This window comes from Calothrix sp. CBUCES-K 9914 (assembly GCF_059640475.1).
In genome coordinates, this window is record NZ_JBXXZH010000039.1 from 36,107 (window position 1) to 49,793 (window position 13,687).

15 protein-coding genes and 1 tRNA gene are annotated in these 13,687 nt (G+C 40.7%); 7 read left to right on the forward strand and 9 right to left on the reverse strand.

Annotation, left to right across the window (positions count from 1 at the left end):
* Nucleotides 1–3: 3 nt before the first annotated feature.
* The 3 genes from rseP to AC2JBO_RS11725 form a co-directional block, all read right to left on the reverse strand.
* A complete protein-coding gene (gene rseP, locus AC2JBO_RS11715) occupies nucleotides 4–1,071 on the reverse strand; it encodes an RIP metalloprotease RseP (protein ID WP_496953823.1) in 1,068 nt (355 codons plus the stop codon).
* Between the two features lie 127 nt (nucleotides 1,072–1,198).
* A complete protein-coding gene (serS, locus tag AC2JBO_RS11720) occupies nucleotides 1,199–2,479 on the reverse strand; it encodes a serine--tRNA ligase (RefSeq protein ID WP_496953824.1) in 1,281 nt (426 codons plus the stop codon).
* Nucleotides 2,480–2,539: 60 nt separating this feature from the next.
* Entirely contained in the window at nucleotides 2,540–3,103 is a 564-nt protein-coding gene (locus AC2JBO_RS11725) for a DUF3611 family protein (RefSeq protein ID WP_496953825.1), read from the reverse strand.
* 586 nt (nucleotides 3,104–3,689) lie between these two features.
* Here AC2JBO_RS11725 and AC2JBO_RS11730 point away from each other — a divergent pair.
* Together AC2JBO_RS11730 and AC2JBO_RS11735 are read left to right on the forward strand one after the other, a co-directional pair.
* Nucleotides 3,690–4,040, forward strand: coding sequence for a PadR family transcriptional regulator (locus AC2JBO_RS11730; RefSeq protein WP_496953826.1), 351 nt, complete (start codon nucleotides 3,690–3,692; stop codon nucleotides 4,038–4,040).
* A gap of 52 nt (nucleotides 4,041–4,092) precedes the next feature.
* The gene (locus AC2JBO_RS11735; protein WP_496953827.1) at nucleotides 4,093–4,623 is read left to right on the forward strand and encodes a cofactor assembly of complex C subunit B; all 531 of its coding nucleotides are present in this window, start codon (nucleotides 4,093–4,095) and stop codon (nucleotides 4,621–4,623) included.
* A gap of 266 nt (nucleotides 4,624–4,889) precedes the next feature.
* Here AC2JBO_RS11735 and AC2JBO_RS11740 read toward each other — a convergent pair whose 3' ends face one another.
* On the reverse strand, nucleotides 4,890–5,207 hold the full coding sequence (locus tag AC2JBO_RS11740; RefSeq protein WP_496953840.1) for a DUF3155 domain-containing protein: 318 nt from the start codon (nucleotides 5,205–5,207) through the stop codon (nucleotides 4,890–4,892).
* Between the two features lie 286 nt (nucleotides 5,208–5,493).
* Here AC2JBO_RS11740 and AC2JBO_RS11745 point away from each other — a divergent pair, with 286 nt between their 5' ends.
* Entirely contained in the window at nucleotides 5,494–6,873 is a 1,380-nt protein-coding gene (locus tag AC2JBO_RS11745) for a sensor histidine kinase (RefSeq protein WP_496953828.1), read from the forward strand.
* Nucleotides 6,874–6,881: 8 nt separating this feature from the next.
* Here the strand turns inward: AC2JBO_RS11745 and AC2JBO_RS11750 are convergent, their stop codons facing one another.
* The 5 genes from AC2JBO_RS11750 to AC2JBO_RS11770 all read right to left on the reverse strand — a co-directional run bounded on the left by AC2JBO_RS11750 (nucleotide 6,882) and on the right by AC2JBO_RS11770 (nucleotide 10,175).
* Nucleotides 6,882–8,135: an S-layer homology domain-containing protein gene (locus AC2JBO_RS11750; protein ID WP_496953829.1), complete on the reverse strand. Its 1,254-nt coding sequence runs from the start codon at nucleotides 8,133–8,135 to the stop codon at nucleotides 6,882–6,884.
* A gap of 298 nt (nucleotides 8,136–8,433) precedes the next feature.
* A complete protein-coding gene (locus tag AC2JBO_RS11755; protein WP_496953830.1) occupies nucleotides 8,434–8,610 on the reverse strand; it encodes a hypothetical protein in 177 nt (58 codons plus the stop codon).
* 14 nt (nucleotides 8,611–8,624) lie between these two features.
* A complete protein-coding gene (locus tag AC2JBO_RS11760; protein ID WP_496953831.1) occupies nucleotides 8,625–9,320 on the reverse strand; it encodes a conjugal transfer protein TrbI in 696 nt (231 codons plus the stop codon).
* 196 nt (nucleotides 9,321–9,516) lie between these two features.
* Nucleotides 9,517–9,927: a hypothetical protein gene (locus AC2JBO_RS11765; RefSeq protein ID WP_496953832.1), complete on the reverse strand. Its 411-nt coding sequence runs from the start codon at nucleotides 9,925–9,927 to the stop codon at nucleotides 9,517–9,519.
* A gap of 174 nt (nucleotides 9,928–10,101) precedes the next feature.
* Nucleotides 10,102–10,175: transfer RNA gene (locus AC2JBO_RS11770), tRNA-Arg, on the reverse strand.
* Between the two features lie 206 nt (nucleotides 10,176–10,381).
* Between AC2JBO_RS11770 and AC2JBO_RS11775 the strand changes: the two genes are divergently transcribed.
* The 4 genes from AC2JBO_RS11775 to cutA all read left to right on the forward strand — a co-directional run bounded on the left by AC2JBO_RS11775 (nucleotide 10,382) and on the right by cutA (nucleotide 13,574).
* Complete coding sequence (locus tag AC2JBO_RS11775) at nucleotides 10,382–11,041, forward strand: Npun_F0813 family protein (protein ID WP_496953833.1); 660 nt, start codon at nucleotides 10,382–10,384, stop codon at nucleotides 11,039–11,041.
* A gap of 135 nt (nucleotides 11,042–11,176) precedes the next feature.
* Entirely contained in the window at nucleotides 11,177–12,055 is an 879-nt protein-coding gene (locus AC2JBO_RS11780; protein WP_496953834.1) for a hypothetical protein, read from the forward strand.
* 12 nt (nucleotides 12,056–12,067) lie between these two features.
* A complete protein-coding gene (locus tag AC2JBO_RS11785) occupies nucleotides 12,068–13,102 on the forward strand; it encodes a transposase (RefSeq protein WP_496953835.1) in 1,035 nt (344 codons plus the stop codon).
* Nucleotides 13,103–13,250: 148 nt separating this feature from the next.
* Entirely contained in the window at nucleotides 13,251–13,574 is a 324-nt protein-coding gene (gene cutA, locus AC2JBO_RS11790) for a divalent-cation tolerance protein CutA (RefSeq protein WP_496953836.1), read from the forward strand.
* The last annotated feature ends 113 nt before the right edge of the window (nucleotides 13,575–13,687 follow it).

The following is a 13,687-nucleotide window of genomic DNA, read 5'->3' on the forward strand; positions in this document are numbered from 1 at the left end:
ACATTACAGAGACAATGCTTCTTTAACAATTAGAAAAATCCCTAATCCCAAAAGTAGCATTAAACCTGTTTGCATAACACCGTCTTGAATACGGGTCGGTAAGGGTTTACCACGTAGACCTTCGATGAGTAAAAAGGCTAGTTGTCCACCATCTAACGCTGGTAATGGCAGAATATTAATAATTGCTAAGTTGATACTGATTAATGAGGCAAAAGTAAATAAGTTGCCTGCATCGTTCTGAGCAATGTTGGCGCCCATCTTGACAATTTTGACTGGCCCTGCAACTTGTCCAGCGGTTTCACTAAATTTAGTGATTAGCTGCCCAAACCCGCTCAGGATGCCAAGAAAGATTTGCTGATATCTGTTGGCTGCAATACCAAAAATTTCACCAATATTCTTAGAGTGGCGATAAATAGGTTTACCGTTAGGGGAGAGTAGTCGAATGCCAATTATTCCTTTACCATCTTTATCGGCTTGGGGAGTTAGCTTAAAGTTAAGTTGCTGTTCTTCACGCTGAACTTTTACTTCTAACTCTTGGTTAGCACGATCTTGAATTTCTTGCTTGAGTACAGGCAGAGCATCTTTAGAAGCTGGTATTTGCTGGTTATTAACAGCGAGGACGATATCCCCATCTCTAAGACCTGCTTTGTAAGCAATGGAAGTTTCCTCAGTCGGTTGGACTATTACACCAGGTTGATATTGAAACCCTTCAGGGACACCAACAATCCCAAACTGTAAAACTAGTAATAAATAAGCAAATATTAAATTCGCGATTACACCCGCACTAATAACGATTGCCCGGTCTAAAATGGGACGGTTACGCAGTAAGTTTGGGTCATCGGGAGGAATAGTGCTATCCGGGTCTTCGTCTGGAAACCCAACAAAACCACCTAAAGGAAAAGCACGAACAGCATACTCGGTTTCCGGGCCTTGGTATTTCCAAATAATTGGACCAAAGCCTAACGAAAAGCGGTTAACATGAATACCTTGAGACCTCGCTGCAATAAAATGACCTAGTTCGTGAACCAGGATTAAAACAGCCAAGACTGCGATTGCCGCTAAAAATGACATAGACTGAAATTTAATTGAACTTTGGGACGCTATACTTCCATTCTAAAGCTAGTAACTAGCTCGTATCTCTACAGAATGTATTATTTAGCTATTTGGAGAACTGAAGTACCAATTCTCCAGAACGTATTTACAGTACTTCGCGCCCTAAGTAAGGTTGTAATGCTTCGGGAATCCGTACAGTTCCGTTAGAAAGCTGATAGTTTTCCAAAATTGCTGCCATTGTTCTGCCAATAGCTAAACCTGATCCATTAAGCGTGTGAATATAAGAGGTTCCTTTTTTGCCAGCTTCTTTGAAACGAATGTCTCCACGTCTTGCTTGAAAGTCAGCAAAGTTAGAGCAACTGGAAATTTCCCGATATTTCTCGGATGAAGGTAGCCAAACTTCTAAATCATAGGTTTTTGCCGCACCAAACCCTAAGTCACCTGTACATAACTCTATGACACGGTAGGGTAATTTTAATGCTTGTAATATGGCTTCGGCGTTGCCTACCAATTTTTCTAATTCATCAAATGAGGTACTTGGATGTACAAATTTAACAAGTTCAACCTTATTAAATTGGTGTAAACGAATTAATCCTCGCATATCACGTCCATAGCTTCCTGCTTCGCGTCGGAAACAAGGGGTGTAAGCGCAGTGGTATATGGGTAAATCCTCTGCTGTTAAAATATCACCTCTATAAAGGTTTGTTACAGGAACTTCTGCTGTTGGTATTAACCATAAGTCATCTGCAGCACATTTAAAGCTTTCTTCGGCAAACTTTGGTAGCTGTCCTGTTGCGGTGAGTGATTCGGTGTTGACTAAAATGGGTGGAATTACTTCAATATAACCAGCGGCTATTTGAGTATTGAGCATAAATTGAATCAATGCTCGTTCTAACGCGGCGCCTGCTCCGATTAAAGTGATAAAGCGACTTTGGGCGACTTTTACCGCGCGTTCAACGTTAATAATTCCTAATTTTTCACCAATTTCCCAGTGTGGAATAATACTTTTATCTTGAGGTATATACTCAGAACCCCATTTTCTGACCTCGACGTTCTCGTCTTCATTTCTACCAACGGGTGTAGACTCACTAGGCAAATTCGGAAGTGCAAGTAAGCTTTGTTGAATTTGGTCTTTAATTTCTTTTTCTTGTGGTTCAAGGGAGCTAATTTGTTCTTTAACAGCTTTACCTTCTTCTCTGAGCGCAGCAATTTCTGCTCCTTTGGGGTCAGCACCTGCTTTGATTTTTTGTGGAATCAAACTAGCAATCTCGTTTCCACGTGCTTGAAGTTGGTTTCGCGTTGATTCTAGTTCGCGCTGCTTTTTATCCAACTCTAATATTGGTTGAATTTCAAACTTATCGCCGCGCGTACTCAAGCGTTGCTGTACTAATTCTGGATTTTCGCGTATTTGCTTGATATCTAGCACAAATTTTCTCTTTCTAACTAATATAGTCTCGCCAACACACCAGCAATAATATAATAATCTTTATTTTGTAATTCGATTTAGCAGCCAAATTGAGCCGATAAGTCCGGCAAAGTGTGCGGAAACAGTATTTGTGTTTGCTTGTACTACAAATATATCTAAGGGTTGTATGACTCGACTGGGGTCGAGTTGTGTATATACACCACCAGTAAACTGCGGTAAGGTTAAGGATTTAGTTAACAATATACCGACAATTGCTTGGGCGCCGACAAGGGTTAATAGGATACCGACGAGATGAACTATCAAACCTAAACGGACGACTTGAACGGTTTCTAATTTACGAGGACGGTTATTGGAGTTTGGAGAATCAAGCTGTCTACCGATTTGAACATAGCGAAAAGCAATAAAAATACCTACGCATAGGGCAACAAGTCCGCTAATTGCGAAAAATACACCTAAACCTGCTCCGGGGTTAGGAGCATTGCCTGCTCTGGGACTGATGCTGGCAAAAAGTAGAATCCCACCAGAAATAACACCTAACACTAATTGCGACCAAAAGGTAATCCAACCTGTAAGGCGGAAAAGTCTGGCAATTGCTCGCAGTTGTGAATCGGATTTTTCGCTCATATCATCTTACACTCGCAGGCGCCTGGGCGATAACTAAGTTTACTATCACATATCACATTACAGAAAAACTTTCCAAGGTCAAAAAAGACAATATTTTCAGTATTATACAGTTTTCGCATGTGTAAATGGGTGTAAATGCTTGACAGCTAAGATTATCAGCCACAATTTTTTAGACAATGGGTACGCGCGGGAATCACTGTCAACAAAAGTGTTTATTAAGTTTTACAAAAAATATCGCATTTTACCTTTAAAATATCTTGAGTGGCATTTTATGCTTAAGCAGTTCAAATTGACTGAGCATCACTTAACACAAAGGTAGTAGCATCCGTTGTTACTACTACCGCTCCTCACCACACTAGATGCAAAGTTGATTAAAGGCTCTTTTTACAGTGCCTTGAGAACCGTCTCTCCCTTCCTGCGAGTAGTCAGCGTGGGAATCTGTATGTTACATATGCTTAGTGGCATTTTACCCTAAGTAACGTTATATACTTACATAGTCAGGGGGTAGCACTATATACTGACTTAGAGATTGTACGCGCTCACTTTCAGGGATTCTTTTAGCCATACTTTTAGCCATTCACAAACCATGAAACTCGAGGATATATATCAGTATTTTGAGAATCCTCCGCCAACTTACTTGTGCCAAGAACTCGCGGTCTGCTATATTTTGTCGGTTCTGCTTAACGAAGGAGAATCATACGGTACCGAGTTGATCCAGAAGTTAGAGAGCGATTATCCAACCTATCGGCTTTCGGATACTGTACTTTATAGTGCAATTAAATTTCTCGAAGACGAAAAGGCTATAACCGGATACTGGAAAAAGCTCGAAGGACGGGGGCGCCCCCGACGAATGTACCAAATTTCTCCGGAATGGCAAGAACACGCGCAAAATTTAGCGTTGTTGTGGCAGGAGTATATCAAAGGGAGAACAAATTGACGAATAATAAATAATGAATAAATCGTCATTATTGTAACGAACACTGCTTGCTATGGATAGTGCAATTCTGCCATCGACGTTGCTGCTAACAGTGCTTCTATTAGTTGGGCAGTTCTTTTTCATCCGTGCCTCAACTAAAGACCGCACCGAAACAGCAAAATTTGTTTCAACGCGAGAAGAAGCAAGACTTTTGCCTCAGTTAAAGGAATATTTCCAAGCGCGGTCTTACCGGGTGGCAGCGGTAGACCCTGAACAAAACCAAGTTAGTTTTGAAGGGTTTGTGCGGCCTAGCTTGTTTCTAGCTGTCTTCTTAACACTTTTATCAACTATAGGTATTCTTTGCCTTGCCTTGGTTTTGTCGCAACTTTTTCCAAATCTGGGTAGTGTTTTTTTGGGGTTGCTGCTTCTGTCGCCTTTAAGTGGATTATTTTATTGGAGAAAAGCTGGAAGACTTGAGAAAGTCTTGCTTAAAGTTGAAACGACTGAGAGCAATGACACTTTCCCAAGCCAAATAACTGTAGTTGCCCACCGTGACGAGCTTATCGAGTTACAACAGGCGCTACAGTTAGAACAAATTTATTGAATACGTACCTAAGAGCGAATTATGCCTCCTAACTTGCAGAATTCCCCACGAACCTTAAGTTCGTGGAGAATTTATGCGTTTGCTCTTGAGGCTTCCTTACTAGTGCAGCCTCCGAACTTTCTTTAATAGCTGTAATGAGGTCGTGACTGGCAATTGAGCCACATGATTAAGAAAAAATTAATTTTTAAATAAAAGCCGCCTTTTTGCCAGTTAATTATTGTCAATAACCAAAAATATCAACAGTCCTTGACATAATGGTGAATGTGTTATCGACCTGCTACAGCGAGTACCTCCTGCCCGGAAGGAGGCTCTAAAGTTCTGAGGCTCGGAAATAAGAAATGATTCTCTTCAACGTATTGAGCACCGAATAAACCTTTTTCAGCCCAAAAGTATCGGTCAGTGGTGTGTTCATTACGCTTTACGAGTAGTAACGCAGGAGGCAAAATGCCTTCGGTTTGTATAAACCTTCTAGCTGCCGTCACGGGTTTTTCCTCGCCACTGTCGATGCTATATTGAGGCACGTGCTCCAGAATTCGCCGTCCTTCCTGGCGCCGACGGCTTTTCCGCTTGCGTCTCCTTGCCAAGCTAAATTCCTCCTCTTTCAAGCAAAAAAGATTGTAGTTATAGCTACAAAATCCGTCGTAATTATAAAAGTTCTAGCTCAAAAAATCAACTGTTTTTAAATAAATGATACATAATAAGCAATACCTTTGAAGGTAGATTAATAAAAAATGCCCAAAGATATAATATTAGACGGGTAGAGCTAAAGTCGGCAAAAGTCAGTTAACATCATCAAAAGGGAGTTACTGGCGTAACAACTGCGCTCTTGTTCTCTGTCAACAGTCGGAAACCACCTCTTAGAAGTCAAAAATGTTCATGTCCGCTAGTTCCGAGTTTATTGCTCTAGTCAGAGAGCAAATGGCGCTGTTAGCCCAAGGGCTGGGAGCCTCTTTAAGTATTTTATACCTAACGCAAGAATTAGTAGAAGCTCACGTTCAAGAGGCAAAGCTAGTTCCAATTGTAATTTACCCCGATACGGCAGCTTTACTCCCGGCTGACGTTAACTATGAGGATTTGACAGATAGTTCTATAGTACTAAATAAAGAGATTAATAGTTTAAGCAATTTAGACGAGTTAGAGTTAACAGTTGGGAAGCAAAAGGTAGTATCAGAATCAATAAGGTCTAATTTATCAGTGCTATCGAGTGATGGAACAAGTTCACCTTCCTTTACAAATCAGCATCAAGAGTTGATGTTGAATGATAATCAGGTAGTTTTACCTTTGATTCACGAGAACATGATGCTAGGGGTGTTAGTAACAACGCCTAGTAATGGTAGAATATGGGATGAGCAAGAAAGAAGCGAGATTCGGAGAGTAGCACAGACTTTAGCAATTGCGTGTATTTTAGACCAAAAGCGAGCATGGTTACAGCAGCAGTTGCATTCATCACAAATTCTTCAGGAAAAGCAGCAAGATTTGCTCGATAGTTTACTGCACCAATTTCGCAATCCGCTAACTGCTTTACGAACTTTTGGTAAATTGTTGATTAAGCGGTTACAGCCTGGAGATAAAAATCGCGATGCCGCAACGTCTATTGTACGTGAAAGCGACCGTTTACAAGAGTTGCTTCAAAAGTTTGATGAAGTGATTGATTTAAGGGCAGAAGAATTAGTACAAGTGTTGGATTCAGAAAAGATTACTAAGGCGCCTTCTAAATTACTAAAGCCAGCTTTGCTATTACCCGGTTCGGATGAAACTCTAACAGATTGTTCCCTAGCAGATATACTACTACCATTATTGGATTCAGCGAATGCAATTGCAAACGAGCGTAACTTGGAACTGATTACTGATATACCAAGTGATTTACCATTGCTTAGAGTAAATAGTAAAGCGTTGCGGGAAGTTTTCAGCAATATTATTGATAATGCTTTGAAGTATACACAGTCTGGAGGAAAAGTTTTAGTAAAAGTTGGGCAGCAAAGAGATAATATGCAGGGAGTGGTGATTAGTGATACTGGGTCTGGTATTCCACAAACAGATTTAGGACATATTGGAGAGAGACATTACCGAGGTGTGCAGGCACAAACGGATATTCCTGGAACTGGGTTGGGGATCGCGATAGCTAAACAGTTGATAGAGCAAATGCAGGGCGAAATTCAAGTTTTCAGCCCCGCAATTAGTTCTATAATTGAGTCTCAAGACACTATTGGTACAACCTTTGTTGTTTGGTTGCCACTTGCTAATAGTTAGTAGCTTAATTATTTGAGAGAGATTTGCAAGTTTTGTCCAATTGTCATTTGTAAGTCGGTATCGGGATCGATGACGATTAAATCTACGCTCTTTTTACCGAAGAAGGCGCCAATTAAACCACCGATAGCTGCACCACCAAGAACTTCTTCTGTTGCGATGGCACGGTCACCTGTGACGGCAGAAACTGCTGCTGCTGCTCCGGCGCCTAATGCTGCATTTTTGAGTGCAGAACCAAGACGGTCACCCTTTTGAATTGTTTGGGTTTTGGTGATAGCTTCTGATTGAGCGTTGATTTTATATTCTTGACCGCCAGTCATGACTAACTTGTCTGCAATAAATTGCGAACCTTTGCTGCCTTTTACTGGTTTTAGTTGGCCTACAACTTGACTACCTGCGGGGATAACGACTCTACCTCTATCAGTTACTACGTTTTGAGCTACAGTCAAGGTGAGAGGCGCCGTTTCATCTTTAGTCAACAGAATTTTCTCTGCTTTGTCGTATTTAACTGGGATAACTGTACCTTGAGGAATTACTACAGCAATAGGTGGTTGTTCTGTATTGTTATTAAGTGCAACTATATATGGTGAGTTAATTGCAGAAACTTGGTTTGTGCTGACTAATGCTTGATAAATAAATGCTGCTACCTGCGCGCGGGTTGCAACTTGTTCGGGGTTAAGGAACTTGAGGTTAGGGTAGTTAACTACAATTCTATTTTCTGTTGCTGCTGCAATTGGTGCGCGTGCGTATGAAGCTATATTTGTAGAATCATTAAAATATTGCAGTGTTCCTTCAACGTTTTGAGCGTTGAAGTCTAATCCGTTTGCTAATGAAACTAATACTTGCTGACGAGGAATTTGTTCTTCTGGACCGAAACGATTTCCGGGATACCCAGACATGAAACCTGTGGTGTAAGCTTGTTGAATCGCACTCAAAGCCCAGTAGTTACTGCGTACATCAGTAAATTGAGTGCCTTGACGAACTTGATTTTTCTGAAACGCTTTGTTGAGCATTGCTGCAAATTGAGCGCGCGTTACCGGAGCTTCTGGACGGAATGAGCCATCAGGAAATCCTGCAATAACTCCACGTTGTCCTAATTCTTGAATGAATTGTGATGCCCAATAATTAGATTGAACGTCAGTAAATGTGGTTGCTGTTTGAGCTACGGCTGGTGCTGATGCAATCATTGGCGCCACTGTTCCTGCGGTAACGCTCATCGCCATGAATGCTGCTAATCCCGATGAAAAACGATTTCTGTATGACATTGTTTTATTTCTCCCCGACACTTTTTGCTTTTTGATTTGTTAGTTGCTTTGACTTTTTTTTGAGTATGAAGTTCCTTTTTTGACTAATTTATTTCAGTATATTTATTGAATTAATTAGTCAAAATACTTGCACATGCACCTAGTAAATACATGAAATTAGCCATTTGAATTAGAACAATACAAATAATTGTATTGCTGTGTGCAAACGGTTATTTTTTTAAATTTGCTGTATTATCAAGTGTGTACTATGAACCAGTTATCAAAATCTAATACAATTGAAAACGTTAGTTTGAACTAGTTATAGCGATTCAGATAAAAAGTATAATTCTTTTGCCTGATGTATTGATTGACGCAGTATAAAAAAAATAGTTGCAGGTTGTTTGAAAGATTTTTGACCGTGGAAGCAGGCGCCAATAATTAAGCGGTCGTCTTTTTGAAGTACGACCGCGCTTGGAATGGGATGTTTAAAAGCCACGATTGAATATTGATTTATCGGTAGTTAGGAGATATTCTCAATTCGTTCGTTAGTCTTAAGGTTAAGTCTCTCTCTGTATCTATCGATATTAGTTCAGCGTTGTTACGGCGAAGTAGAACGCTTGCTAAGGCGCCTGCACCACCACCTGCTAACAATTCACCAACTTCGATCTTTCTGTTACCTGTAATCAGTCCAATTAAAGCTCCGGCGCCTGCACCGTATGCAGCATCTGTGAGAATTTGACCTGTATTGGCACCTTTTGAAATCTTCTCTGTACGGGTAACTATATCAGATTCGGCGCTTATGCTTTGCTTCTGACCATTAGGAAACTCAATCTCACGCGCGACAAACCGGGCGCCTTTTTGTGAGTAACTGTTAGCGGGTTCAATTTTACCTTTGATTTTACTGCCGCTTGGAATTAAGACGTTTCTTCTGTTATCAATAATATTGTCACGTACTGTAAGAGTGACATCAACAGTTTCATCTTTGGTTACAAGAATTTTATCTTTGTCATATGAAGTTGGAATGCTCGCTCCTCTACTAATGGTAATATCACGGTTAAAGCTGCTACCATTTATTCGTTGCCCAATTCTGTACTGAGACTGAGCAAAAGCTGGTGACATTATAAATATGGGGGCAACAGTACCTGTAGTAATAGCCATTGCCATCATAGCGGCAGCACTAGACTTCCAACGGCGAAGACTTTTCATTTTTGGTTTCCTCAACTTTTCTAGTTATAATTCTTGACGCGAGGTTGCAAAGTAAAGTTTCTAATATTTCTATAATCTATGGTAGTAATAACTGTAATAACTTTAGTTATTGAATTTTAGTTATTAAATTTTATGAATGCATCATTTAGGAAGACGTAACTATTTTAAGTTTGTTCCAAATGTTTTCAGCTTTGGTTCAACGTTCAATTAAATAGCTCCGCCAAATTGGCTCACTTTCGTTGCTTTGCTTCTGTGGTTGTAGGAGGCGCCAGGTTTTGCCCTCTTTTTGTAGCTGCATGTATACTTCAAAAGGCTTTTTGGGTTGGGTAAGTTCGCGCTTGTCCAGTTTTAACGACAAGTCGTAGGTTCCAAGAACTTGGTAAGCATGTAAGCTGTTTATATTTTGGGAATTTAGCTGCTTAATTGCTAGATGCTTGATTTCAAATCCTTTAACGTTCAAGTCTAATTGTTTACTAAGTAGCTGCTGTGTTTGTTCGATTTGAATTGCAATGGCTTTTTTCACCAAACCGTTTGTTGGTGTCAATGGGTTGCCGTTACATCCGCTCAATAATACTACTAGTACACCTATAACGATTAACCGAACCATCACTAGGACTCCGATGAACGATATGTTTAGATATTATCCTATGCCAATATCGACTTCATGGTGGCTGCTTGTTGGAGGCGCCTTGACAATAATAAGTTGGAGTCTAATTAACTACTTACGGCTTGCGTCTAATCAAAATTACGTAAATATTTTTTGCTACAATGATAAATAATGCGAGCGCGGCAGGGCTTGAACCTGCGACAGACGGATTAGAAATCCGTTACTCTATCCAGCTGAGTTACGCGCCCAGTTTCTTACGGATTTTAGTATACCATCTAAATTCAAAGAAAGCAATAATAATTTACAAATCTTAGTGGTAAAATTATGGTAACATTGTATGAAGTATATAAGTATACATTTTAAAGATGCAGGGTAAACGCTGTTGGCGAAATACTCAGCGTGCGGTTTATCTTAAGATATTAACAATGCCCCTGTCAGGAGTGAAGCGGTTATCATGTTCATTTTAAAGCGGCAGGATGTTGAGATATCAACGATTCAGCACCCAAAGCGGGAGACTCAGGTGCCCATTCTTTATTATCAAGCACAAACTTTTCGGTTGATTAGTGTCTTTAGGGCAAATCAAGAAGAAGAAGCTAAAGCTCTGTGGCGCGAACTAACGGATAATCGTGGTAAAGCGTGTGTGCTACTCGAAGAACCAGACCGTTACAGTGTTTGGGGAAAAGTTCGCATAGACCAAATCAGTAATGATACAGAAGATTATACAAAGATTTCAGTTTTGCTGATTAGTAGTATTTTTTTACTACAATCATTATATGTTGATATTGAAGAACTTCTTGGGGCAAGACAAGCAGGGTTGTTTGAGAAAGATATAGCAGAGGTGTGTAGACAGAAGCAGTATCCTCAAGTTTCTTCATTGGAGGGGGTAAAATATTTACTGAAAGTCAATCCTTTACAAGTAACTCAACTACCAAGCTGGCAGGAAAATCACGTAAACAGCTTTTTGCAAGAACTGCATCGGTTGGGTAAAATATATTTTGGCAACACTAACTTCGCTCATCCTGTTGTTGATAAGTTGCAAGACATGGCTGATGGTGACCGCTCGTTTTTTATTAGCTGGCTAAATCAATCATCCTTAAATAAATTGTGGCAATAGTATCTGGTAGTTTTACCTAGGCTGAAGTTTGAGTAAAGCGAGTATATTAATGTCTTAAGCCATATTATATGCTTGTTCATTCATCAAACCGTTGGGTCAAAAAAACTACAGTGTGCATAGCACAGTTTAAATAATATGAGTAACACTTATAAGAATTCGTATCCATCAACGCTGTTTTCAACCCAGAATATAGTATTAGCTAGTTTAGGCTGGGGTGTGCTAGCGCTTTTGTACTTTCTGCTGTTTAGTGCCCAAGTGCCTGAAGCAGGTGGTGCCGAAAAACGTGCCGATTGGTACATAGCTGGTACAAATATTTTTGAAGCAGGGGCTTATCTTGGTGCAGGTGTTCTATGCTTAAGGAATTGGCGCAGTCAAAAGATTGTTAGCAGTCGTAATGTTTGGCTACTAATGGGGATAGGCATGCTTTCTTACCTAATAGGAGGAATATTCTTTGGATACACAGAAATTGTTTTGAAGCAAGAACCATTTCCTTCGATTGGCGATATATTTTTTGTGATTACCTATGTAGTTGTGAGTCTCGCGATGGTTTTAGCAGTAGCCTCTAGACGAATAAAACTGGAACCTTGGCAGTGGATTATAATCGCGGCAATAGCTGTGTGTGGTAGTGCTATGGCATGGTTGATATCGAATCAATCAGGTACAGAAAAAGAAAAAGTGGAAGCTTGGGCAGTTCAAATAGCTCCGCTGTTGAACTGGTTTTATGTAACCTGTGACGTGCTGCTATTAATTATTGCGACAGCTTTACTGCTAGCATTTTGGGGTGGACGTGTTTCTTTATCTTGGCGAATGATTGCAGCCGCAGCATTTTCGCTTTACATTGCAGATATGTGGCAAAAATACGCTACAACGAAGATAGCTGATTACCAAAGTGGAGGGATACTAGAAGTGTTTTATGTGTGGAGTGGAGTTTTATTTGGTCTGGGTGCTGTCTTAGAATACGACGCATCGTTAAACCGTTCGCGGCGTGAGCGTTCAAAAAAACGAGCTACTTGAAAGGTATCTACCGTGAGAAAACTAACAGAATCAGACAAACAAGAGATACTTAAGTGCTATCGCGAGAGTGCTGAAACAACTTCAACCTTAGCGGAGAAGTACGACGTTAGCAACTCAACGATTAGCCGTTTACTTAAGAGTACCTTACCCGAAGACGAATACGAATATCTCGTTTCCCTGAAACGGGCTGCCCGTACACCAGAAGGAAGAGCTACAGTAAGTTACGATAACATACCTGAATTTGCTTCGCAGTCAGACGTTGTTGAACCACCTGTAGAAGTTGAAAAACCATCAACTCGTAAACCTAAACCTGTGGTACAGCTACCGGAGCCAGTTGCGGTTGAGACTGTAGAGACAACCGAAACTAGCGAAGAGGGTCTTGGAGTTCGACGAGTTCGTAAAAAACGTTCGTCTGCCGAATTTGAGGCGCCCCATCCGGTTGTTCCTGCTCCCGTACAGTTAGAGTTGCTTGAGTCAAAATCATCAAAACCAAGTTATGCAAATCCTGTATTTGACGAGGATATTGCTCTTGACATACCTCAAGTAGATGCAACAGCGATGCAATTAGAAGCAACGCAAAATACCTTCGCGGAAATGTTTGGCGAAGAACTGCTCGACGAACACGAGGATGAGTTGGATGACTTGGACGACCTGGATGATGAAGATGATGACGACGATGATGAGTGGGAGGCGCCCAGACCATTAGTTACACGACGTAGCGGTGAGAGCTTGGTTAGAGTTTTGCCGCTATCTGCTGCGAGCTTACCCAGAACTTGTTATCTGGTTATAGACCGTGCAGCGGAACTAATTACACGTCCGTTACGTGACTTTGGAGATTTAGGGCAAATACCCAACCCTGAAACTCAACAGCGTACCCTACCGATATTCGATAATCATAGAGTTGCTAAACGGTTTTCAACCAAACGCGACCGCGTGATTAAAGTTCCCGACAGCAGAATGTTGCACAAAGCTCGCTATCAATTGCAGGCTAAAGGCATAACCCGCTTGTTGATCGACGGTCAGGTTTACTCATTATCTTCTGTGTAGCGATTAATCATTAGTCATTAGTCACACATTTATGGACTATGAACAATGAACTACACCTCTACTAACCAGGCTACCATGAGGGTCAGCAACATGCTCGCCCTCATTGTTTTGTTAGGTCATTAATGGTAAAATACGAGACTTTATACTGATGGATTATTGCGTAGTATTAGTGACGACGAGTTCACAACAAGAAGCAGAAACAATAGCAAAAGCGCTTGTTGAATCAAAACTTGCCGCTTGCGTCAATATATTCCCGATTCAATCAATTTATACTTGGCTTGAGCAAGTTCACAACGAAGCTGAATTTCAGTTATTGATAAAAACCGACAGGCGCCACTTTGACACATTAGAAACTAAAATTCGTCAGCTACACTCCTACGAAGTACCCGAAATAATTGCCCTTCCTATCGTCGCAGGTTCACAACCCTATCTCAACTGGATTTCTGAAAATACCAAAATTCAAGACTTGTAGCATAGTGGTTCATGTCATTAATTTTGGGGAGTTGGCATCGTTAAAGTATAGTAGGGTGGAATGTTGCTTACTTAACGTATTAATGGTGCGTGAAAGCACTGTATTTGGCGTTA

What these genes read in the sequence shown, in the direction of transcription:
- AC2JBO_RS11765 (WP_496953832.1), bottom strand. Translation starts at nt 9,927, where the DNA reads ATGGTTCGGTTAATCGTTATAGGTGTACTAGTAGTATTATTGAGCGGA.
- AC2JBO_RS11775 (WP_496953833.1), top strand. Translation starts at nt 10,382, where the DNA reads ATGTTCATTTTAAAGCGGCAGGATGTTGAGATATCAACGATTCAGCAC.
- AC2JBO_RS11780 (WP_496953834.1), top strand. Translation starts at nt 11,177, where the DNA reads ATGAGTAACACTTATAAGAATTCGTATCCATCAACGCTGTTTTCAACC.
- AC2JBO_RS11750 (WP_496953829.1), bottom strand. Translation starts at nt 8,135, where the DNA reads ATGTCATACAGAAATCGTTTTTCATCGGGATTAGCAGCATTCATGGCG.
- AC2JBO_RS11730 (WP_496953826.1), top strand. Translation starts at nt 3,690, where the DNA reads ATGAAACTCGAGGATATATATCAGTATTTTGAGAATCCTCCGCCAACT.
- rseP (WP_496953823.1), bottom strand. Translation starts at nt 1,071, where the DNA reads ATGTCATTTTTAGCGGCAATCGCAGTCTTGGCTGTTTTAATCCTGGTT.
- AC2JBO_RS11760 (WP_496953831.1), bottom strand. Translation starts at nt 9,320, where the DNA reads ATGAAAAGTCTTCGCCGTTGGAAGTCTAGTGCTGCCGCTATGATGGCA.
- AC2JBO_RS11735 (WP_496953827.1), top strand. Translation starts at nt 4,093, where the DNA reads ATGGATAGTGCAATTCTGCCATCGACGTTGCTGCTAACAGTGCTTCTA.
- cutA (WP_496953836.1), top strand. Translation starts at nt 13,251, where the DNA reads ATGGATTATTGCGTAGTATTAGTGACGACGAGTTCACAACAAGAAGCA.
- AC2JBO_RS11725 (WP_496953825.1), bottom strand. Translation starts at nt 3,103, where the DNA reads ATGAGCGAAAAATCCGATTCACAACTGCGAGCAATTGCCAGACTTTTC.
- AC2JBO_RS11745 (WP_496953828.1), top strand. Translation starts at nt 5,494, where the DNA reads ATGTTCATGTCCGCTAGTTCCGAGTTTATTGCTCTAGTCAGAGAGCAA.